We start from the raw sequence: 21,664 nt of genomic DNA, 5'->3' as shown, positions 1-21,664 counted from the left end.
CACATGAGAAATTTGTGAGTAAAAGTATATCAACCTTTTCTAGTTAAATATAACTTTATCTTTTTGTTAATATTGAGTCCCTGGTATGTTGACAGTTGATTTTGTTGTTGATAGTGTTTTGTAACAGCTGGTAACAAAACAGCTGTTATTAAGAATAATAATTTAAGGAATTGAAATGAAACTTAAGAAAAAGAAAATCAAACTACTTAGCCTAGAAGGTAAATCTATTCCTAAAGCGCAAACACCTCAAATCGGCGGTGCTGGCTTACCACCTACAAACCCGCAGGGGGATTGCCCATACTCACATAACTCTGCTTGTTACTCTTGTGTAAAAGACTTACGACCAGCGTAAGACTGTTGTTATAGCAATTTTCTTAATTAAGTGGTCTACTACGCCGGCAGTAGGCCTTTTAAGACCCATTAAATGGGTGACACATAAGCCGTTGACCATGTTCATCAGCAACAATGTAGGAGCTTTGCGAGTACCAGTCTCCTAGCACTGTACGAACATTCCCTTCACTATATTCATGTACTTTTGGCCTGTGGGTATGGCCATGGATCATGTTTTTTACACCATACCGAACAAACATTTGCGCTACCGCTTCTTCGGTAACATCGAGGATTTCAGGCGGCTTTCCTTTTTGGTTTTCGATGCTTTTTCGTCTTGCATTGGCAGCAACGTGGCGGCGATACCAAAGCGGCATCGCAAGCATTAGTCTTGGCCACCACCAGCCACGGCTTTTTTTGCGAAATTGCTGGTACACTTCATCCTGCGTACACATCTCGTCTCCATGTAAAATAACCGTTGGCGTACCATATAGGTTAATGACTGCTTGCTCAGGCAATAAAGTCATATTGCAGGCTTTGGCAAAATCTTGCTTGATTAAAAAGTCACGATTGCCATGAATAAAAAATACTTTAATACCTAAGTCGCTTAGTGCACTTATTTTTTGTGCAATCCTTAGGGCGTATGGATCCTTTTCATCGTCTCCAATCCACACTTCAAAAAAATCCCCCAGAATGTACAGTGCGTCGACGCCCACTGTCATATGGTGGTCAAGAAACGCATAAAACGCTTCGGTGATATCTGTGCGGTGTTCGGTTAAATGTAAGTCGGCGATAAAGTAGGTTTTACCCATGTGACCTCAAAACTACGCAGGCCAGCATACGCACTGGCCTTGAACAAAAAAGTGGTGATGTTATATCAATTAGTCTTAATACATGTTCAATTTGAAGACGTAAATCTGACGCTAACTGCGTTAAAAATTCTTTCTTTCCCTACATAGATGTAAGGATCTTGCCGATAGAAGGGCGAAGTTGCGGTATTATCGACAAGATTTTCTCGCTTCAAAGTAGAGTATTTGTTTAAGCGAACAGGTATTACTCAGCAACGTACGCTTTTTCGATGATTACATCTTCCAGTGGTACGTCTTGGTGGAAGCCAGCAGAGCCAGTCGCAACCCCTTTAATTTTATTCACTACGTCCATGCCTTCAACGATTTCGCCAAATACACAGTAGCCCCAACCTTGCGACGTTTCGCTCGAGAAGTTGAGGAAGTCATTGTCATTCACGTTGATAAAGAATTGTGCAGTAGCTGAATGTGGATCTGGGGTACGTGCCATCGCAAGTGTACCTACTTTGTTCGCAACACCGTTGTTTGCTTCATTTTTAATTGGTGCTTCAACAGGCTTTTGTTCCATGCCTGGTGCAAATCCACCACCTTGAACCATAAAACCATCAATAACGCGGTGAAAAATAGTGCCGTTATAAAAGTCGCTGTTTACGTAATTTAAGAAGTTTGCAACCGTTTCTGGTGCTTTGTCAGCGAAAAGATTAATGCGAATTTCGCCGTGATTTGTTTCTAAAACAACCATGTTAGTGTCCATTGTGTTGAATGTTAAAACTCTATTTTATAACAACTAAGCGGGTGTGAAAAAGCATTCCGTAATAATCGGTGTAAAAAATCAAAAAACTGTCTTAAAACGCCATTAAAATCTAGAGGCGTTGCAATGTAGGTGATATGATCATCAACTCTTTTGTTAAAAATGAACGTATTTAGGAAGAAAACTACATGTTGCAGATTTTCAATACACTCACTCGTCAAAAAGCCCCCTTTAAACCGCTCAAAGAAGGCAAGGTTGATATGTACGTGTGTGGTATCACCATCTATGATTTCTGTCATGTAGGACACGCGCGAACATATGTTTCATTTGATGTAATGAATCGCTATCTACGGTACCTCGGATATGACGTCACATACGTACGTAATATTACCGATGTCGATGATAAAATTATTAAACGTGCCGCTGAAAACAACGAGTCGATTAATGAGTTAACTGTCCGCATGACCAAAGCAATGCACGAAGATTTTGACGCATTGAATATGTTACCGGCAGACATAGAACCGACAGTGACGGGTCACATGGATGAAATCATCGATATGATAGCTCGTTTAATAGAAAAAGGTCATGCTTATGTCGCGCAAAATGGTGACGTATTATTTGACGTATCAACGTTTGCGCAATATGGCCAACTTTCGCAACAAGACTTAGACATGCTTCAGGCTGGGGCGCGTGTTGAAGTAGCTGAAGGTAAAGACGACCCGCTTGATTTCGTATTATGGAAAAAGGCTAAAGCAGGAGAGCCAGCATGGCAGTCACCTTGGGGAGAAGGTCGTCCTGGTTGGCACATCGAGTGTAGCGCAATGAGTTCAAAGCACTTAGGTGAATTTTTTGATATTCATGGTGGTGGTTCAGATTTACAATTCCCTCACCATGAAAATGAAATTGCGCAATCGTGCTGCGCAAATAATGGCCGCTACGTGAATACGTGGATCCACACCGGTATGGTGCAAGTTAATAAAGAGAAGATGTCAAAGTCTCTTGGTAACTTCTTTACTGTACGTGAAGTACTAAAAGCTTTTGACAGAGAAACGGTACGTTATTTCTTAATTAATGGTCATTACCGTAGCCAGTTAAACTACTCACAAGAAAACCTTGAGCAAGCGCGCTCATCACTAGAGCGTATCTATACTGCGTTACGTGGTGTAAAACTGGTGGAAGTAGAGCTAAAAGGAAGCGCTTATGTTGAGCGTTTTGAAGCTGCTATGAACGATGACTTCAATACACCGGAAGCGCTTCCTGTGATTTTTGAGCTGTCAAAAGAAGTGAATCGCTTAAAAGATAGCGATGCGCAAGCTGCGGGCGAGTACGCATACATTCTTGTAAAACTGGCTGAGGTACTTGGTATTGCCCAGCAAGACCCTGAATCTTTCCTTAAAGGTGAGCAAGGCGATGATGAAGTTGCACAAATTGAAGCGTTGATCGAAAAACGTCGAGCTGCTCGAGAAAGTAAAGACTGGGCTGCTGCTGATGAGGCACGTGATGCGCTAACTGCAATGGGCGTTGTATTGGAAGATAGCGCGGGAAAAACGACATGGCGTAAAGCATAGCCATACTGAAAAGATGTTACCAAAGGCCTTCTTCATTGTGCAGAAGGCTTTTTTGTTTTAAGGGCTAGCTGAATTAATGTAGCTTTACTTTTAGTCTATTCCAAAACAATGGGTTCCCCAGTGGCGGTGAGTGGTAATACAACGTCGCTGTATTTTCATGGCTTTGTGGTATTGATTTGTTATTTAGGTATGAGCTTCGAAAAGAGTAAGCAACTCAGTATGTAGGGTTTATACAGTGCGATACATGCTTGTAATTCTGGTGTGAGCCACGCACACTTAGTATAACTAGGATTAAAGTAAAAAAGTGATGATAAAAGTGCCCCAAGAGATAGATATGGATATTCCATGGCTTGACCAAAAACTATTTTCGTTAGGCAAGTTTTCATTAGAAATCGGTGAGGCGCTGTCTTTTGTGACAGTGGTGATAGCGACGTTTATTATTTCCAAGGTGTTGCGTCTGGCGTTCAACCGAATTGCGTCTAAGCAGGGTGTTATTCAGCACACATCTGCTTACGTGATAGGTCGCATTATCCACTACATTGTGTTGTTTATCGGGTTTATTATTGCACTGACCGCACTTGGTTTTGAGATAACTGAACTGGCCCTCGTGGCCAGTGCTCTGGGGGTTGGAATTGGTCTTGGGTTGCAAGGTTTGGTAAATAACTTTGTTTCAGGGCTAGTACTACTGTTAGAAAAAACGGTTAAGGTTGGGGACTTTGTTGAGCTAAACAATGGTATGGTTGGTGAAGTTATTGCCATTCATATGCGTTCCACTTGGATCCGCACAAATGACAATGTGGACTTATTGATCCCAAACTCAGAAATGGTATCAAACACCATAACAAACTGGACCATGTCAGATAAGTACCGCCGCTTTCGTATTCCTTTTTCTGTTGCCTATGGCAGTGATAAAACGCTCGTTAAGAGAGCAGCATTGGAAGCTGCTAAAAATGTTCAATATACACTCAATACTGCAGGGAGGGAGGCAACAGTATGGATGACGGGATTTGGCGATAGTAGTTTGAACTTTACACTGGGAGTGTGGGTACAGCCTGAGCAAGTAAAGCGGCCGACAGCCCTAATTTCTGACTATTTATGGGCGATTGATGATGCGTTTCGCAAATACCAAATTGAGATCCCGTTTCCACAACGAGATCTTCATTTACGCAGTGGTTTTTCTACTACACAGCCTACTGAATAAGTTTAATTACACGTTGCGGAAAGGGTATTTCTATATTGGCATTGTTAATGGCAGCGAATACCGCCTTATTGATCTCTAATTTAGTTTCAATTAGCGCAGTGGTTGGTACCCAGTAACGGTAGCTTAAGACTACAGCGCTGTCGGCAAATGTTTCTATACCAACCTGTGGCTTAGGAGATTGACTGACTTTACTGTTATTGGCAAGCGCATTATTGATAAGTAGTAATGCCTGCTCGTAGTCGGCATGGTAGGCAATACCAATTTCTCCTTTTACAAGTGAGTTTTCAAATGAGTTGTGTAATATTTCCCCTACAATATGTTTATTTGGAATCGTGATCTCAACGTTGTCTTCATTGATCAGGGTAGTATGTCCAAGCTCTATCATTTTGACCTGTCCGCTCACCCCCTTAATGCTGATGGTATCACCGATGACAAAAGGGCGTGTGGCGATAATAGCAAGTCCAGCACCGTAGTTTGCTAACATCCCTTGTAGCGCCAGACCAGCACCCAAGGAAGCCGCACCGATGGCAGCGACAAAAGGAGTGATACTAATCCCTATTTTACCAAGAGAAATTACTACGAACATGGCGATTATCAAGACTTTGATAACATTGCCCACAAAGTTGGTAAGTGCAGGATCGATGCTGTGCTTCAGCATCAATTTTTCGGTGGCTTTCGAGAGCTTTTTAGAAAGCCACAAACCAAGCAGAAAAATAGCGATTGCGGCGAGTAATTGGAAGCTGTAAGTCACCAAGTATTCACGAATGATGTTGTAATAGCGCTCAATTTGTTCAATCTCTTGATTAATCACGATACTTTCTCATATTTGTTGGTTAATTTATTTTCTGACGGTTGGCTTTTACGCTGAGCTAAATACTCGATAGACAAAGCTTATACCAATTTTCTTAATTAAGTGGTCTATTTTGAGGTGAGGAAATCTTGTCGATAACAAGGCAAAAATTTTGCTATTTAGTTGTTCTAAATAAGAAATTTTTAACGCTGTTAGCGTCAGGTTTACTCCTTCAAATTGAGCAAGTATTAAGTCAAATTGGTATTATTTACTTACCATCTCATCCAAAGTTTACGCTATCTAGCAAATTATAAAATACAGGAACCCATAATGCTGTGATCACGGCAGTAATTGTCATAGCTGCGGATGAAAATGCGCCTGCTACTGGGTGATGTTCCATTGCCGCACTGGTACCAATTGCATGACAAGCGATGCCCAACGCAATACCTTTCGCTTGCATGGATTGTACGTTGCAAAGGTGCAATATATGCAATCCAAAAACGCCGCCAAAAACGCCAATAAGGATCACCATAATTGCCGCTACAGCAGGGATCCCACCAAGAAAATCGCTTATCAATAATGTAATTGGTGTGGTGACAGATAATGCCGCCATTGAAGCTGCGATAGCGTCATCTGATGCAAACATATTACAAATCAAAAAAGCGCTCAAGGTTGATAAAGAAACGCCAAGCCAACTGGTAAAGCACAATGCAAAAAATACCGGCTTAATTTGGTGAAATTGTTTAAATAGCGGAAAAGCAAGGGCAACCACTGCAGGTTCAAGTAAATAGTGAATTGGCAACGTACCTTGCTGATAAGTTTTATACTCAAACTGAGTGAGTAATAAAAAAGTAGAGATAGTCAAAATACACAGCAATACGGGGTTGAACAATGTTATAGGGAAACGTTGATATAGCGCCCGCATTGTGACAAACAATACGATGGTGAGTGTTGAGTAAATCAGTATATTAATCACGGAACTTAATACGTTTAACGATAGGACTTAACGACGTCAATATGAGAGTCGGCACGATAGTAAGTAGTAATGCCAGCATTACCCATTGGGACTGAAATAAGTCAATATGCTCAACGACACCAACACCGGCAGGAATGAAAAATAGCGCCATGTACTTCAAAATGGGGTTGGCCGCAGGTGCTATCCACTCAGGTTTTACCACGCCAAGAAATAACAATATGACCAAAAAACCCATTCCAAGTAGTGCCGCTGGTAGCTTAATCTCGCTCAGCATAACGATCCATTTGGCACCCAATAAGCATCCTAAAATAATAGCAAAGCCGAATGAAAATTTAATGATGAACTGCAACCTTTGCATCAGTACTTCATGCTCCCAAGTGATTGTGAAGTCTTTATTTTACGTATTTTGGTTGTGCAAGCTATCATACTTTTGGACACCGCTCGGGACTTACCACTTTTTGCGCGGTTGATAAGGCTGCTGCTCTGTTGATGAGGCGTTACTCATTGCTATTTTAGTGTTGTTGGCGACCAGTAATTTAATCTGTGACCAAGTTTCAAGCCACAGTAATTTCCTAGATGGCTGATTGTAGGCTTGATTATATACTTTCTTTATTGCAGCAATGGCGTCAGGCGAGCGGTTGCTGAATTGGCACAGTAGTTGGTCTAGTCTCGTATCTATGTCGTCACATAGTTCTGAGATTAAGCCATCTTTTAATGCACTTTGTGCATCTATTCGCTGTGCGTGGATGGTCATCATTAATGCTTTGTCTTTATTCATACTAGCCGGCAATAATAAGCTTGCGCCCATGTCAGGGCACAATCCCCACTTTGCCTCCATAATAGCGAACTGGGCGCTGTTGTCAGCGAGACGAATATCTGCACCAAGGGCAATATGACAGCCTCCCCCTAAGCAATTTCCTGTGATGCGAGCAATAACAGGAACAGGCAACGATTGCCAACCGAGGACAACACGTTGTACTAAGTTCGCATTTCCTGGGAGCCATTTTCTTAATAATTTTAAAATACCTGTTGGTTTCTTTAATACACTTTTGACATCGAGACCAGCACAAAAGTGTGCGCCTTCACCTTGGATCACAACCGCACGGATAGCTTTGTTTTTTGAAATAGTTTTTATTGCATTGTCTAAACCAACAAACATATCTACTGATAGTGCATTTTGTTTCTCGGGACGAGATAAAGTGACATAAGCGATATTATTAGTCTCAGTGTATGAAATCATAGTGAAATGTCCCTGTCTTTTATTATGGCATGAAGCGCTGTTTTTAGAGTAATAACTTAAAAGCGTCTTGAGATCCAACTGTTCGTGATATTTCTTCACCACTTAGCGCTAATTTATGTTTGATTATCGCGACGGGATATTTATGTTTTTGCACATTTTGCTATTATTGCGCTAATGTAAAAGCCACAGGCTAGCACCATGACAGCAAGACTTTGTACAATCGAAGAAGTAACCCACCAAGCATATGACATTTTCCTTGAGTTAGCACCAGATAACTTGGAGGAACACGATATAGAAACATTTAATGAACATCGTGAAGCCCGGGGGTTTATTGAGGAGAGTGAGCCGGACGAAAGCTGGTCCAGTGTCACTACATACGAACAAGAAGCCGAGCCTGAACACTTTGTTCAAGTACTGGTGGGTATTGAGTTTGACGATTCTGATCAGGTGTATGCGAAGATCCTCATCAGCAGAGATTTAGACGCACCTTTTTGTCATATTATTTGGAAGCAGTGAGTCAAAAGTAGTTACGCGTGGCATTATATAGATTTATAACTTTTGTGTTCATTGGCCTGTTATCATCGCCAAGTGAGGCTACCGATCCATTTGAAGACTTTCATGAGTATGGCAATATGCCTGATGACGAGATACACACAAAACATCAGGGTGAAATGCTTTATGGAGATGTTGAGTTTGGATTTATTGTTAACAAAGGCAATACGCAAAACACCTCATTTAAACTAAAAAGTAATTTGTACCAAGACCTACCCACGTGGCGTAATCAGTATAAATTTGATGGCTTGTATCGGCGTGAAAAAGATACTGAAACGGGAGTCGAGGATGTCTCTGCCTCTCGTTACTTTGGCTCAGCGCAAGGGAATTACAAGCTTGGCAATGATAAATCGTCATTCTTCGTTTATGGAGACTATGAGCGGGACAGGTTTAACGGCAAAGAATACACCTCAACAGTTGCCCTGGGCTATGGTAGCCGTATGTTTGAGGGAAAGAAAAATACAGTTGATATAGATATAGGCCCTGGTATGTCTATTTCAAGGGTAGATAATGAAATAGCATTGGAACCCGATGAGAAAAGAACAGAGAAAGGTCAGTTGTTACGGATGGCATTGCAATGGGAGAGGAACGTATCAAAGCGCACTCGTTTTAATCAGGATGTGAGCTACGAGCAATCTTTATCAGGCCTAAACTCTCGGCTTTTTGCTGAATCAGCACTTGTTACTCAAGTTTTAGGTGGTATTGCGTTGAAGTTTGCATTTATCTACCGCTATAACTCACAACCTGAAGACGACAAAGAGAAAGTGGATACTGAGCTCGGTGCGACATTGGTTTACAGCTTTAATTAAAGAAGACTAGAAATGTATAGAAATACTCAATTTGCATGGGTCATTTGGCTTTTGCTGGCGTTTATCGCAAGTTTTACCACACTAGCAATCTACCTTACGGGCACAAATATAGCTTTTGTTGGATTTTTGGTGATCCTCGCGATAGTTGCCTTTATTTTTTATGGGTTAACGGTTGAGGTTAACCAACAGCAACAAACGTTGAGCTGGTGGTTTGGTCCATCGGTTGCCAAAATTACGCTGAAATTTGATGATATTGATTACGTACAACCTGTGAAGAATTCATTACGCCATGGCTTAGGCATGCGGATCAGCACCGATGGTTGGGTCTATACTGTGGCGGGGTTTGATGCACTTGAGGTGGTCATGAAAGATGGCACTAAGTATCGTGTTGGTACTAATGATAAAACAAAGTTGGTAGCTGCGATGGAAAGTAAATTGATTAACAAACAAAGCGCTGAATAGTCAGCGCTTTTTCGTTCACTTCAGTACTCTGATTGCTTGATGCAGATCAGTGGTCGTGACCACAGCCACCTTCACCATGTACATGGCCATGTGCAACCTCAGCTGCTGTAGCTTCGCGTACTTCAATGACCTCTACGTCGAAGTTTAGTGTGATCCCTGAAAGCGGGTGATTGGCATCAACAATGACCTCTTCATCTTCAATCCCGATGATAACAACGACTTGATCGCCTTCATCTGTTGTTGCTCTAAACTGCATCCCGACTTCAATTTCCATACCTTCAAACATGGACTTAGGTACAGCTTGTGTTAACTCATCATAGCGCTCACCGTAGCCTTCTTGAGGTTCAATCGTGACACTAAAGGTGTCGCCTGATTGTTTACCTTGCAGTGCATCGTCTAAACCTGGGATCAAGTAACCAGAGCCAAGCATGGCCACCACTGGCTCATCATCAAATGTACTATCAATTGTATTGTTGTCTTTGTCTTGAACTGAGTAGTGAATAGTTACTACTGAGTTAGGGCCAATAATCATATAAGATCCCGTTAGTTGTCTTCTAAAGAATAGGGTAGAGGTTGAATGGTAAGGTCTACCTCAGGTGAATTTTTTGCTCTTAGTATTGCATGCGCAGGCGTGTCATTAGGCATCACTGCTAACGCATAAAACCGGTTAGTATTGCCGTCAAAGGTCTGATGGATTATTTTGCCACCACGACGCCAGTTATCTTCAATTTGTAGCTCGATATCTGTTTCTTCGATGTGTTGACTCGCACTTCCGCTAACAATGTACATTGCACGCTTATTCTTTCCGAGATAGCGCATGCGTGCCACTGTCTCTTGACCAGTATAGCAACCTTTTTTAAAGCTGATCCCATCTAAAGCTTGGAGATTAACCATTTGTGGTACAAATTCGTCAAGGTGTTCAGAGCTCAGAGCAGGCTCGCCCGCGAGAATACTGCTTGTAATAAACGGGGTAGAGTCAGCCTCCAGAGACAGCGATGCAGGTATACCTGCATTGTTAAATGAAAGGAGGATAAAGCGGTGTGCATCAAGCTTGAGTAACTTACCGTTTTCGACGTCAAATGCTGTTGAGTCTGTGTCTAAATTAACGTCAAATGCGTCTTTTATGGTCTGGGTGTCTTCAACGAGCAGGCCATAGGCTTCACATTCAGCGAAGTCGATTTCAACCTTAGCGAAGACACCATACTTTTTCAGCTCACGTAGAGAAGTCTCTGCTTCGGCTTCACTTGCTATCATCAAGTATTCATCTTCAAAGCGGGTGATACGAGATACCGCCCATAACTTACCTTTTGGGCTGCAATGCCCTGACCACATGAAGTTGTCGTCTTTGATAAGGTTAATGTCTTGGGTAACCTGACCGTGCAAGTAGCTCAGTTTATCTTGACCTGAAATGCGAATAATCCGAAGCGGTAGCTTAAAAGCACGAGCAATAGACATAATGTTGATCCGTATAAAAGTGTTTTCGTAATGTTATCGTAAAAACTGAAGTGGAGATAGGGAGTGTCGATTTCAAGGCGCCATTTCTATAAGTTTTATGGCATAAGCACAGTAGAGTGGGTATAATTTTATCATTAGTTTATGAGGGGTTAATCAGTTTATGGTTGAGTTGCTGCCAAAAGCTCGAGTTAAATGGGCTTGCCGTCGTGGCATGTTAGAGTTAGACGTTATTTTAGGGCCGTTTGTTGATGAGGCATATGATGCGTTGTCTGACGAGGGTAAATATGTATTTCAGCGCTTAGTTACCTGTGAAGATCCAGATTTGTTCGCTTGGTTTATGGGTCATGAAGTATGTCCCGATCCAGAGCTAAAAAGTATGGTTACATTTATCCTTGGTCGGATCCGCGTCTAGAGTCGAATTTCAGTATAACCAACAGAGCCACAAGTTCTTTGTGGTTCTAGCGTTGTGCCTCACATTCCTATTTTTATTGTTATTCCCTCTGCTTTGGTGGTTCATCACACCAGTATGTTTTGTGCTCAGTTATTGGTGCTGGAGACAGTATCAAGCTCTCACGCCAACCTGTGGAACTTTGTTGTTGTTGCCAGAAAAAAACTATATAGAGGTACAATCCCCAGCGATGAATGTGGCTGGGCGGTTAATGGCCGCAACAATCTGGTTTGACATTCAAATTGAGCTCAAGTTACAGGATGCACACCATCTAAAACAGCGGGTGTTTATCAGACGTGACGCCGTTCGAGAGTCGGATTGGCGACTGCTTTGTCGTCTTATGCTAAATGCTAGGTAACCTGAACTTCGCATGTTAATCCCTTTCTTATACCAATTATCCTTATTAAGCTGTTTATTTTGAGGCGAGCAATTTTTGTCGATAACATCGCTACCACGCCCCGCAGTCACCGAGGTACCCACGTCATGCAGGCAAGGCTAGCTGGTATTAAAGGCGGCCAATTTTGGAGGCTCCACTGCCAATAGTTATCCAGCTATTGGTACGTAACGTCGCGTTACCTAGAGGGTACAGATACCAAGGTGGTAGGAGGGAGTCAAAGCAATCTATTCTTAGTACACATTTGCTATATCAGGAAGTGTAGTGGAACGGTGGTAGCGCCTCCACTACAAAACTACTAGCCAAATCTTGGGCTATTTTTCTGGTGATAATATAGTAGGTGATGGGTTGTCGGTCATATCTGGAAAGTCTAGGGTGTAATGCAGCCCTCTGCTCTCTTTGCGCTCTAATGCGCTGCGGATAATTAGCTCAGCGACTTGCACCAAGTTGCGCAGTTCTAATAGGTTATTGCTTACTCGGAAGTTAGCATAATAATCGTGTATTTCCTGTTGCAATAATTCGACGCGTCGCAAGGCACGTTCTAGCCGTTTTGTAGAGCGCACAATCCCTACATAATCCCACATAAATAGTCTTAATTCGTGCCAATTATGGGTGATCACCACTTCCTCATCAGAGTTACTGACGCGGCTTTCGTCCCAGTCAGGGAGAAGAGCAGGCGCTTTGCTGTCGTTTATTTTTGCCAAAATATCTTTGGCCGCTGCATGTGCGAAGACGATGCACTCAAGGAGTGAGTTACTTGCCATGCGATTTGCTCCATGAAGACCTGTATACGCAACCTCACCAATGGCATATAAATTGTCTATATCGGTTCGGCCGTTAAAGTCAGTCATTACTCCTCCGCAGGTGTAATGTGCAGCTGGAACAACGGGTATCGGCTCTTTGGTAATGTCCAACCCTACACTTAGACATTTAGCGTAGATAGTAGGGAAGTGTTCAATAATAAACTCTTTGTCTTTGTGAGAAATATCGAGATACACGCAATTCGCGCCCAACCGCTTCATTTCATAATCGATTGCACGAGCAACTACATCTCGAGGTGCCAATTCTTCACGCTCGTCAAAGTCTGGCATAAAGCGTGTACCGTCTGGACGTTTTAACAGTGCACCTTCACCACGCATGGCTTCTGTGATCAAAAAGTTTTGTAATTCTGGATGGTATAAGCTCGTTGGGTGGAATTGATTAAACTCCATATTGGCGACTTTACAACCCGCGCGCCACGCCATCGCGATGCCATCACCGGATGACACGTCGGGGTTTGAGGTGTATAGATAGACTTTACTCGCGCCACCGGTGGCTAAAGCGACAAACTTAGCTGTAATACTTTCGACCCGATCCGCTTTACGGTTGTAAACGTAAACTCCTTTTATAAAGCTTGGGCTTGCGGTTTTGTCTTGGACTAAATCAATCGCATTATACTGTTCTAATATGTTAATTCTTGGATGTAGTTGTACTTGGCTAATTAAGGTGGTTTGCACAGCTTTGCCAGTGGCATCGGCGGCGTGCAAAATTCGGCGGTGGCTGTGGCCACCTTCTCGAGTGAGATGAAATCGCTCTTTTCCTTTGCTGTCGACTTCCATATCAAACGGAACGCCCTGTTCTATTAACCAGTTAAGGCAATTTCTTGCATTAGAGGCTGTGTAGTGTACCGCTTCGCGATCACATAAGCCCGCACCTGCCGCAAGGGTGTCTTCGACATGAGACTCAATACTATCGTTTTTCTTATCAAATACCGCAGCAATACCGCCTTGAGCATATAGCGTAGAACCTTCTTTTAAAGCACCTTTGCTAATCACTGTGACTTGACAGTGATTCGCTAGGGATAAAGCGAGCGAGAGGCCAGCTGCGCCGCTACCGATAATAACAACATCGGTACTATGGTGAGTCGTATTTTTCATATTCGAAGATCTTAACTGTTTTTACGTTTAATTCTGTTATTTATATCACATCTGCTATCATAGAAGGCAGAGAGTTTGTTCCGTTTAATGAGAATCATTTAGAACTTTTTGTGAGATAGCTTACGCGTTAGCGCTAAAAAGCTGCCGTGAATTAGTACGCAAAGATGGATGAATTCGTTTATTTTAAAAAAAAATACAAAAAAACAGAACTTTTTATTCGGTACTAAGTCAGAGTAGCTGTAAATGATGGCAACTAGTTACGATTTAGAAAAATACAAAGAGGAGTACCGGCTCGAATGAGCGAGCAGGATTTAGATCTAAATATAGTTAAACGCGTTCAACAGGGAGATAAAAACGCATTCAACCTGTTAGTTGCTAAATATCAAAATAAAGTTGCAGCGCTGATTTCTCGTTATGTAGCAAATCAAGGCGATGTGGCTGATGTAGCACAGGAAACGTTCATTAAAGCTTATCGAGCGTTACCTAACTTTAGGGGAGAAAGCGCATTTTATACTTGGCTGTATAGAATCGCGGTTAACTGTTCAAAAAATTATTTAGTAGCGCAAGGCAGAAAACCACCTGCCAATGACGTAGATGCAGAAGAAGCAGAGTTTTATGATGGTGCTGATCAGCTAAGGTCAAACGCATCACCTGAAAACTTGCTACTAAGTGATGAAGTAAAAGCAGTGATATTTAAAACGATAGACCGTTTACCCGATGATTTGAAAACCGCAATTACGTTGCGTGAGATCGAGGGAATGAGCTATGAAGAAATCGCTGTTGTTATGGACTGCCCAGTTGGGACTGTCCGTTCTAGAATTTTTCGCGCAAGGGAAGCGATAGATAACAATTTGAACCCATTAATAGGTGAGTCTTAAATATGGCACAAGCTGAAAATAAAGTGGCTGAAGAGCTAACAACATCGGAAATTTTTGACGGTGAGCTGCCACTCAATGCGGGATCGGAAGCTCGCCTAGATGAGCAAAAATTTGCGCGGTACGCGCTAATTGGCGATGTAATGCGCAGCGACAAACAAGAAGCACCTTGTATTGATATAACAAAAAGCTTTGCAATCGCGCTGGAGAATGAAGCAGTACACAGTGTTTCAGTACCACAGCAGGAAACGCCTGCGACAAAAAGTAATGTAGTTGAATTAAGCGCGTGGCGTAAGCCTTTTGCCCAAGTTGCCATCGCTGCGAGCGTTTCGTTATTCGCCATATTAGGCGTTAACACCATGAGTAGTGATCCAGCGCAGCCGGTTAATGATACTTTGCAATTACAATCAACCCCCTTTGCTGGTGGTGTATCACCAGTAAGTTTATCTACTGAGCCTGCCCTTGAGTCAGCAGCGAAAGGGATCCGAGAGCTGCAGCAACAAAGAATTGGCGCGTTGGTGCTTGAACATCAAAGGCAGTCTCGGATGGCTTATGCACTGCAACAGACGGGTGAAGAGACGCAGATCAAACAAGAGGAAAAAGAGCAATAAATGAGAGCACTGGTAGTTGTATTAAGTGTATTTTTCTCTAGTTGGCTGTGGGCAAATGAGAATATCTCAGCCAAACAGCTGTTAAAGGATATGGCAAATGCTGTGCATCATCGCAACTTTGATGCCTCATTTGTTGTGGTCAAAGGTAAGTCAATGGAGCCATATCGCTGGCTGCATGGCAATTTAGGTGGAACCGAGCTTGAATTATTGAGTTTGCTCAATGGCGCAGGGCTTGAAATGGTTCGCATTGGCGACAAAGTAACTTACTTTGAGCCTAAATCTGACCCCTATACTATTCAAACAGATTCTATAGCAGGCCCCATACCTGAAGTGCTATTCAAGAATATCGATAGTTTGAAAGACAGCTATGATTTTGTTTTAGGCGGAAAAGGGCGTATCGTTGATAGACCAGCGCAATTGGTTAGGCTCGAAGCAAAAGATGATTCAAAATACAACTATTGGCTTTGGATTGATACAGAGTCTTCTTTGCTACTTAAGTCTGCCTATGTTAATCAACAAGGGGAATTGCTAGAGCAACTCCAGCTTACCCACATAAGTGTCACTGAGAACCCTACAGAACAATTACTTGAGCTATCAAAAAAGCAATTTCCAGCGCCGATCTCTGGACTGTTACAAACAATTGATAGTGGTGCCAAAAGTAACTGGCAAATTGGATGGTTGCCTCAAGGCTTTGAGCTGTTAAAATCTGATAGACATAAATTAGATTTGAATAATGAGTTAGCAGACTACTATTTGTTTTCAGATGGTTTAGTAGATATATCGGTGTTCGTGCAGCGCCCATTACCAGGCCAGCGCCCAAGCGGTGCACTGTCATCAGGGGCAACTACAGTATACGTTCACAATACTGGTGCGTTTGATGTATCTGTAGTGGGAAATATTCCTGCAATGACCGCGAAGGCAATAGCTGAGTCTGTAAAAAGACCTTTATGATTGAACAAACATTGACAGTTGCAGCCATTAAGGGGGCAACTGTATACCTCGAGGCTGAACCAAAGCCCGCTTGCGAAGGCTGTAATGGTAAGTGTGGGTCACAAGTATTTGCTAAGCTTTTCGGCACGCATAAGAAGCAATTTCCTATTGAACTACCAGAGTCTTCTGTTGCTGTCGGACAAAAAATTAAACTGGCACTTGACGACTCTAATGTGGTTAGGCACGCCTTTTACGTTTACATGTTGCCGCTATTTTTTGCCTTCATTGCGATGTTTTTTACTGCGCTTGTCCTTAACCTCAGTGAACCCTTACAAATTGTAAGTGCATTTTTAAGTGCCTCGGTTGGTTTCTTTTTAGCCAAAATGAAGGGGGACTCATTGAAACATCAGGTAAAAGTGATAAAAATTTACCCAATTAGTCTAGCAATAACGCAAATAGATGGTGATTGTACTAAATAAAATGTAAAATCGAGACCTTAATCTCTATTTGTGACTAACAGAAGTATTGAATCCAGTATATGAAGCATATCCGTAACTTTTCTATTATTGCCCACATTGACCATGGAAAATCGACGTTATCAGACCGCTTAATCCAAGTTTGTGGAGGTTTAACAGACCGCGAAATGCAGCAGCAGGTACTGGATTCGATGGACATCGAACGTGAGCGCGGCATTACCATTAAAGCGCAAAGTGTGACGCTTAATTATAAAGCCAAAGATGGTGAAACTTACCAGCTTAACTTTATCGACACACCTGGACACGTTGACTTTACCTATGAAGTGTCACGTTCTTTAGCAGCGTGTGAAGGTGCTCTACTTGTAGTTGATGCTGGTCAGGGTGTAGAAGCACAAACACTCGCTAACTGTTATACAGCGATTGAAATGGACTTGGAAGTGATCCCGGTCTTGAACAAAATTGACTTACCACAAGCTGATCCACTTCGCGTAGCCGAAGAAATTGAAGATATTGTTGGTATTGAAGCATTAGAAGCCGTTCGTTGTAGTGCTAAAACCGGTATCGGTATCGATGAAGTGCTTGAAGTCATTGTGCGCGATATTCCGCCGCCAGAGGGGGATATTGACGCGCCTTTACAAGCCCTGATTATTGATTCATGGTTTGACCCATACCAAGGTGTTGTATCATTAGTACGTATAAAAAATGGTGAGTTAAGAGCGGGTGAAAAGATCAAGATTATGTCTACTGAGCAAGCTCACCAAGTAGACAAGGTCGGTATCTTTACACCAAAGCAGACCAATACCGGAGTATTAAGAACGGGTGAGGTTGGTTTTGTTATCGCAGGTATCAAAGACATTCATGGTGCACCAGTTGGTGATACTATTACCATGGCTCGGGATTCAGCGACAGAGCGTTTGCCAGGTTTCCAAAAGGTAAAACCGCAAGTTTATGCAGGTATGTTCCCTATCTCTTCAGATGATTACGAAAACTTCCGTGATGCACTGAACAAACTAAGCCTAAACGATGCGTCGCTATTCTTCGAACCTGAAAACTCGACGGCGCTAGGTTTTGGTTTCCGTTGTGGATTCCTTGGTATGCTTCATATGGAAATCATCCAAGAGCGTCTAGAGCGTGAATATGACATGGATCTTATCACCACAGCGCCGACGGTAATCTATGAAGTAGAAACTAAGCACGGTGTGGTAAAAATTGATAACCCATCAGATTTGCCTCCAGTTAATGATATTATTGAGATCCGTGAGCCTATCGTTGAAGCGAATATCTTAGTTCCTCAAGAGTACTTGGGTAATGTAATTACGTTATGTGTTGAGAAGCGTGGCGTGCAAACCAAGATGAGTTACCATGGTAAGCAAGTAGCGGTAACCTACGAATTGCCAATGTCAGAAGTCGTGATGGATTTCTTCGATAAGCTAAAATCTACCAGCCGTGGTTTTGCATCGTTGGATTACAACTTCAAGCGCTTTGAAGCATCAGACATGGTACGTGTAGATATTCTTATTAACGGCGACCGCGTTGATGCGCTTGCAATCATTGTACACCGTGATGGCTCGCAAAGCCGAGGTCGTCAGCTTGCTGAAGCGCTAAGAGAATTAATCCCTCGCCAGATGTTTGATATTGCAATTCAAGCTGCAATTGGTAACCACGTCATTGCTCGTAGTACCGTTAAACAGCTACGTAAAAACGTAATCGCTAAATGTTATGGTGGTGACGTCAGTCGTAAGAAAAAACTTCTGCAAAAGCAAAAAGAAGGTAAGAAGCGTATGAAGCAACTTGGTAACGTTGAAGTGCCACAAGACGCATTCTTAGCAATATTGAAAGTAGGCAAGTAACAGGAAATACAAATGGCAGGTTATTTTTCAATTTTATTGGTGCTACTCACGGTCGGTTCAGGCCTTATTTGGTTGATCGATCATTTGGTGTACGCGCCAAAAAGACAAGCTAGGCTTGCTATCGCGCAAGGTGCGTCTGACACACAGTTAGATGACGACGTCATTGCAGAGATTGCACCTGAACCTGCCATTGTTGAAAATGCAAAATCAATCTTCCCGATGATTGCAGCGATCACAATTTTTCGTTCGTTTATATTTGAGCCGTTTCAAATCCCGTCAGGTTCGATGATGCCAACTTTGTTGGATGGTGATTTTATTTTGGTGGAAAAGTACGCATACGGAATAAAAGATCCGGTATGGCGTAGCAAACTCATCGAAACAGGTACACCTGAGCGTGGTGATATTGCTGTGTTTAAGTTTCCGCTAGACGAACGTATTGATTTTATTAAACGTATCGTTGGTTTACCCGGCGATCATATAGTTTATCGCAATCGCCAGCTTTACATAAAGCCAAAGTGTGATGAAGGACAAAGTGAAGTCAATGGCCTAACGTGTGGTGAGTACAATAAGATTGATGTCGATATTGTTAACCGCGACGAATTTAAACAAGGGCCAATGCAGTTAGTGCGTTTAACTGAGCATTTGCCTAATGTAGAGCATGATATTTTAATTAACCCTGAAGTATTAGAGCTAACAGATCGCTACTATCAGCAACCTGGTACTCGCCGCGATGAGTGGGTAGTGCCTGAGGGCAGTTATTTTGCGATGGGAGATAACCGTAATAATAGCCAAGATAGTCGTATGTGGGGCTTTGTACCAGACGAAAATCTGGTTGGCCGAGCGGTATTTATTTGGCTAAGCTTTGACTTTGATAATGGCCCAGACAGTATTTTGCCAGGGTGGGTTCCAACTGGTGTTCGTTTTGAACGCCTAGGTAGTATTCAGTAACAATGAAAAGAAATGTAGAAGAACTTTATAATAAAATAGGGTACAACTTCTCTGATAAGGCGCTGCTTGAGCAGGCTTTGACGCATCGCAGTCACAAAGGCCAGCACAACGAGCGTCTAGAATTTTTGGGTGACTCTATTTTAAGCTTTGTGATCGCCAATGCGTTGTATCACAAATTTCCTAAAGCGCGTGAAGGTGATTTAAGCCGCATGCGCTCAACACTTGTTCGTGGCCAAACCTTAGCTGAATTCGGAGTGGAGTTTGCGCTTGGAGACTACTTACGTTTAGGTCCAGGCGAGCTGAAAAGTGGTGGCTTCCGTCGAGAATCGACACTTGCAGATGCAGTAGAAGCAATCATCGGCGCGGTATTTCTTGATTCAGATATCGAGGTATGCCAAAACTTGGTGTTAAATTGGTATGAGTCAAGACTGACTGCTATTTCGCCAGGCCACAATCAAAAAGATCCAAAGACATTGCTTCAAGAGTATCTTCAGGCACGCAAATTGCCACTGCCAGGTTACACTGTCATTGATACAAAAGGGCAAGCTCATAACCAAACATTCACGGTTGAATGTATAGTGGAAGGGATGGAAAGTATAATTTCAGTAGGCAGCTCGCGACGCAAAGCTGAGCAAAAAGCTGCCGAAAAAGCGCTAAAGATTTTAAAGAATGACGCTTGATACGCATTGCGGCATGATTGCCATAGTCGGTAGACCTAACGTAGGTAAATCGACACTATTAAATAAGTTGGTCGAGCAAAAGGTAAGTATTACCTCACGCAAACCACAAACGACACGCCACCGCATTATGGGGATCCACACTGAGGGTAACTATCAAGCGGTGTATGTTGACACTCCTGGACTTCATATTGAAGAGAAACGCGCCATTAACCGTTTGATGAACCGAGCCGCTTCAAGCTCTATCGGTGACGTAGAGCTGGTATTGTTTGTTGTTGAGGGGACGCACTGGACAGCTGATGATGAAATGGTGCTAACTAAGATAAAAGACAGTGGTCGTCCAATTTTGGTTATCATGAACAAAACCGACCAAGTCAAAGATAAAGGCTTGTTGATGCCACATATTCAATGGCTGAGTGAGCAGGGCGATTTTATCGGCATAGTTCCAATTTCGGCTAAGCAAGGTAAGAACGTTGATATGATCAAAGAGGAAGTACACAAACGCCTACCTGCGTGTGAGTTTTATTTCCCAGAAGATTATGTGACAGACCGCTCTATGCGTTTCTTAGCGGCGGAAATTGTGCGTGAGAAGTTAATGCGCTTTATGGGCGATGAGCTACCGTACTCAGTTACCGTAGAAATCGAACAGTTTAAGTGGCAGGACAACGGAGTTTGGCAGATCAATGCTTTGATCTTAGTTGAGCGAGAGTCGCAAAAACGAATGGTCATAGGAAATAAAGGCGAGAAGCTAAAAGTCATTGGTCGCGAAGCGCGTAAAGATCTTGAAAACATGCTTGATAATAAAGTTTATCTAGAATGCTGGGTTAAAGTAAAATCTGGCTGGGCAGATGACGAACGTGCTCTTCGTAGCTTAGGATACGGAGAAGACTGATTGGACAGCGACTTTCGGCAGGCTTACCTGTTGCATCGCAGACCTTATAGCGATTCTCAGGTGCTGCTTGATGTGCTTGTCGAAGGTGTTGGACAACTCAAAATGCTTGCCCGCGTCAAGGGCAAGCAAGCCCTCAAACATAACGCTCAACTGCGACCTTTTTCCCTACTATTGCTGCAATATGCCGGTAAATATGACTTCAAGTACGTAAATCGATTTGAACCTACTGATAATCAAATACAGTTACTTGGCCGTCAGCTTTATTGTGGTTTGTACCTTAACGAATTGACACAACGAGTTGTGCCAACAAACGAACCTTTAGAGCAAATTTTTGAGCTGTATCAGCTTCATCTTACTCGTCTGGCCGAAGATGACGATGTTGAACCAATATTGCGCAGTTTTGAACTACAACTGCTTGCAGAACTCGGGTTTGCAGTCGAATTAGAATTTGATGCAGATGGTAATCCAATCAAGCCAAAAGCAGCGTATAAGTATATTGCTGAATATGGTTTTATTGCAGTTGGTCGGGAACCTGATACGATACCAGGTAGTATGCTATTGGCAATTGCTGCTCATGATTATGAAGACCTTGCGGTACGCAGGGCGGCAAAGTGGCTAACTCGCAAGCTAATGGCGCCTTTGGTTGGTAAGCAGGGCCTTAAAAGCAGAGAACTATTTATTTCAAAGAAATAAAATCACTTAACAAAGCG

General features: G+C 42.6%; 26 protein-coding genes. 17 read left to right on the top strand and 9 right to left on the bottom strand.

Going from position 1 to position 21,664, the window contains the following annotated elements; all coding sequences use genetic code 11:
* Window positions 1-175: 175 nt before the first annotated feature.
* On the top strand, window positions 176-352 hold the full coding sequence (locus tag HUZ36_RS09900) for a hypothetical protein (protein ID WP_161972732.1): 177 nt from the start codon (window positions 176-178) through the stop codon (window positions 350-352).
* Window positions 353-410: 58 nt separating this feature from the next.
* On the opposite strand, the gene HUZ36_RS09895 is transcribed toward HUZ36_RS09900, so the two are convergent.
* Complete coding sequence (locus HUZ36_RS09895) at window positions 411-1,139, bottom strand: UDP-2,3-diacylglucosamine diphosphatase (protein ID WP_176032728.1); 729 nt, start codon at window positions 1,137-1,139, stop codon at window positions 411-413.
* Between the two features lie 241 nt (window positions 1,140-1,380).
* On the bottom strand, window positions 1,381-1,875 hold the full coding sequence (locus HUZ36_RS09890; RefSeq protein WP_176032727.1) for a peptidylprolyl isomerase: 495 nt from the start codon (window positions 1,873-1,875) through the stop codon (window positions 1,381-1,383).
* Between the two features lie 197 nt (window positions 1,876-2,072).
* Between HUZ36_RS09890 and cysS the strand changes: the two genes are divergently transcribed.
* Together cysS and HUZ36_RS09880 are read left to right on the top strand one after the other, a co-directional pair.
* A complete protein-coding gene (cysS, locus tag HUZ36_RS09885) occupies window positions 2,073-3,452 on the top strand; it encodes a cysteine--tRNA ligase (RefSeq protein WP_147390257.1) in 1,380 nt (459 codons plus the stop codon).
* A gap of 307 nt (window positions 3,453-3,759) precedes the next feature.
* Window positions 3,760-4,653 (top strand): mechanosensitive ion channel family protein, encoded by an 894-nt coding sequence (locus tag HUZ36_RS09880; RefSeq protein ID WP_176032726.1) that lies wholly within the window; start codon window positions 3,760-3,762, stop codon window positions 4,651-4,653.
* On the opposite strand, the gene HUZ36_RS09875 is transcribed toward HUZ36_RS09880, so the two are convergent.
* From HUZ36_RS09875 to HUZ36_RS09860, 4 genes are all read right to left on the bottom strand, one after another.
* Window positions 4,643-5,464, bottom strand: a complete 822-nt coding sequence (locus HUZ36_RS09875) for a mechanosensitive ion channel family protein (RefSeq protein WP_125253564.1) — start codon at window positions 5,462-5,464, stop codon at window positions 4,643-4,645. The two genes, HUZ36_RS09880 and HUZ36_RS09875, sit on opposite strands and share 11 nt — an antisense overlap.
* A gap of 259 nt (window positions 5,465-5,723) precedes the next feature.
* Complete coding sequence (locus tag HUZ36_RS09870) at window positions 5,724-6,419, bottom strand: LrgB family protein (protein WP_147390828.1); 696 nt, start codon at window positions 6,417-6,419, stop codon at window positions 5,724-5,726.
* Window positions 6,412-6,777 carry a CidA/LrgA family protein gene (locus tag HUZ36_RS09865; protein ID WP_252094678.1) on the bottom strand — a complete coding sequence of 122 codons (366 nt, stop codon included), beginning with the start codon at window positions 6,775-6,777 and terminating at the stop codon, window positions 6,412-6,414. Before HUZ36_RS09865 ends, HUZ36_RS09870 begins: the two co-directional genes overlap by 8 nt.
* Window positions 6,778-6,867: 90 nt before the next feature.
* Window positions 6,868-7,659 (bottom strand): crotonase/enoyl-CoA hydratase family protein, encoded by a 792-nt coding sequence (locus HUZ36_RS09860; protein ID WP_147390826.1) that lies wholly within the window; start codon window positions 7,657-7,659, stop codon window positions 6,868-6,870.
* 198 nt (window positions 7,660-7,857) lie between these two features.
* Here HUZ36_RS09860 and HUZ36_RS09855 point away from each other — a divergent pair, with 198 nt between their 5' ends.
* From HUZ36_RS09855 to HUZ36_RS09845, 3 genes are all read left to right on the top strand, one after another.
* The gene (locus HUZ36_RS09855) at window positions 7,858-8,175 is read left to right on the top strand and encodes a DUF440 family protein (protein WP_125253568.1); all 318 of its coding nucleotides are present in this window, start codon (window positions 7,858-7,860) and stop codon (window positions 8,173-8,175) included.
* A gap of 116 nt (window positions 8,176-8,291) precedes the next feature.
* On the top strand, window positions 8,292-9,020 hold the full coding sequence (locus HUZ36_RS09850; RefSeq protein WP_404824170.1) for a DUF481 domain-containing protein: 729 nt from the start codon (window positions 8,292-8,294) through the stop codon (window positions 9,018-9,020).
* Between the two features lie 12 nt (window positions 9,021-9,032).
* Window positions 9,033-9,482: a hypothetical protein gene (locus HUZ36_RS09845; RefSeq protein WP_128730992.1), complete on the top strand. Its 450-nt coding sequence runs from the start codon at window positions 9,033-9,035 to the stop codon at window positions 9,480-9,482.
* Window positions 9,483-9,528: 46 nt separating this feature from the next.
* Here HUZ36_RS09845 and HUZ36_RS09840 read toward each other — a convergent pair whose 3' ends face one another.
* Window positions 9,529-10,014, bottom strand: a complete 486-nt coding sequence (locus HUZ36_RS09840; protein WP_125253571.1) for an FKBP-type peptidyl-prolyl cis-trans isomerase — start codon at window positions 10,012-10,014, stop codon at window positions 9,529-9,531.
* A gap of 11 nt (window positions 10,015-10,025) precedes the next feature.
* Entirely contained in the window at window positions 10,026-10,937 is a 912-nt protein-coding gene (gene ygfZ / locus HUZ36_RS09835) for a CAF17-like 4Fe-4S cluster assembly/insertion protein YgfZ (protein WP_176032725.1), read from the bottom strand.
* 160 nt (window positions 10,938-11,097) lie between these two features.
* Here ygfZ and HUZ36_RS09830 point away from each other — a divergent pair, with 160 nt between their 5' ends.
* Window positions 11,098-11,349 (top strand): FAD assembly factor SdhE, encoded by a 252-nt coding sequence (locus tag HUZ36_RS09830; protein WP_125253573.1) that lies wholly within the window; start codon window positions 11,098-11,100, stop codon window positions 11,347-11,349.
* A 40-nt stretch (window positions 11,350-11,389) separates the two neighbouring features.
* Window positions 11,390-11,743, top strand: a complete 354-nt coding sequence (locus HUZ36_RS21965; RefSeq protein WP_176032724.1) for a protein YgfX — start codon at window positions 11,390-11,392, stop codon at window positions 11,741-11,743.
* Window positions 11,744-12,093: 350 nt separating this feature from the next.
* Here the strand turns inward: HUZ36_RS21965 and nadB are convergent, their stop codons facing one another.
* Entirely contained in the window at window positions 12,094-13,695 is a 1,602-nt protein-coding gene (gene nadB / locus HUZ36_RS09820; protein ID WP_147390823.1) for an L-aspartate oxidase, read from the bottom strand.
* 296 nt (window positions 13,696-13,991) lie between these two features.
* Between nadB and rpoE the strand changes: the two genes are divergently transcribed.
* Genes rpoE through recO form a run of 9 tightly spaced genes read left to right on the top strand, consistent with a single transcriptional unit; the run spans window position 13,992 to window position 21,647 of the window.
* Window positions 13,992-14,573: an RNA polymerase sigma factor RpoE gene (gene rpoE, locus HUZ36_RS09815; RefSeq protein WP_128730995.1), complete on the top strand. Its 582-nt coding sequence runs from the start codon at window positions 13,992-13,994 to the stop codon at window positions 14,571-14,573.
* 2 nt (window positions 14,574-14,575) lie between these two features.
* Complete coding sequence (locus HUZ36_RS09810; protein WP_128730996.1) at window positions 14,576-15,181, top strand: sigma-E factor negative regulatory protein; 606 nt, start codon at window positions 14,576-14,578, stop codon at window positions 15,179-15,181.
* Window positions 15,182-16,132, top strand: coding sequence for a MucB/RseB C-terminal domain-containing protein (locus tag HUZ36_RS09805; RefSeq protein ID WP_147390822.1), 951 nt, complete (start codon window positions 15,182-15,184; stop codon window positions 16,130-16,132).
* Entirely contained in the window at window positions 16,129-16,590 is a 462-nt protein-coding gene (locus HUZ36_RS09800; RefSeq protein WP_125254426.1) for a SoxR reducing system RseC family protein, read from the top strand. Before HUZ36_RS09805 ends, HUZ36_RS09800 begins: the two co-directional genes overlap by 4 nt.
* 59 nt (window positions 16,591-16,649) lie before the next feature.
* Window positions 16,650-18,437: a translation elongation factor 4 gene (lepA, locus tag HUZ36_RS09795; protein ID WP_147390821.1), complete on the top strand. Its 1,788-nt coding sequence runs from the start codon at window positions 16,650-16,652 to the stop codon at window positions 18,435-18,437.
* A 12-nt stretch (window positions 18,438-18,449) separates the two neighbouring features.
* Window positions 18,450-19,385 (top strand): signal peptidase I, encoded by a 936-nt coding sequence (gene lepB, locus HUZ36_RS09790; protein WP_125254428.1) that lies wholly within the window; start codon window positions 18,450-18,452, stop codon window positions 19,383-19,385.
* Window positions 19,386-19,387: 2 nt separating this feature from the next.
* Window positions 19,388-20,065, top strand: a complete 678-nt coding sequence (gene rnc, locus HUZ36_RS09785) for a ribonuclease III (RefSeq protein ID WP_125254429.1) — start codon at window positions 19,388-19,390, stop codon at window positions 20,063-20,065.
* Window positions 20,055-20,954 carry a GTPase Era gene (era, locus tag HUZ36_RS09780; RefSeq protein WP_176032723.1) on the top strand — a complete coding sequence of 300 codons (900 nt, stop codon included), beginning with the start codon at window positions 20,055-20,057 and terminating at the stop codon, window positions 20,952-20,954. Before rnc ends, era begins: the two co-directional genes overlap by 11 nt.
* Window positions 20,955-21,647, top strand: coding sequence for a DNA repair protein RecO (gene recO / locus HUZ36_RS09775; protein WP_176032722.1), 693 nt, complete (start codon window positions 20,955-20,957; stop codon window positions 21,645-21,647).
* The last annotated feature ends 17 nt before the right edge of the window (window positions 21,648-21,664 follow it).

The sequence above is a fragment of the Pseudoalteromonas sp. McH1-7 genome, from assembly GCF_013366255.1.
GTDB lineage: Bacteria > Pseudomonadota > Gammaproteobacteria > Enterobacterales > Alteromonadaceae > Pseudoalteromonas > Pseudoalteromonas peptidolytica.
Note: the sequence above shows the minus strand (reverse complement) of the source record. Positions and strands in the feature narration are given on the sequence as shown.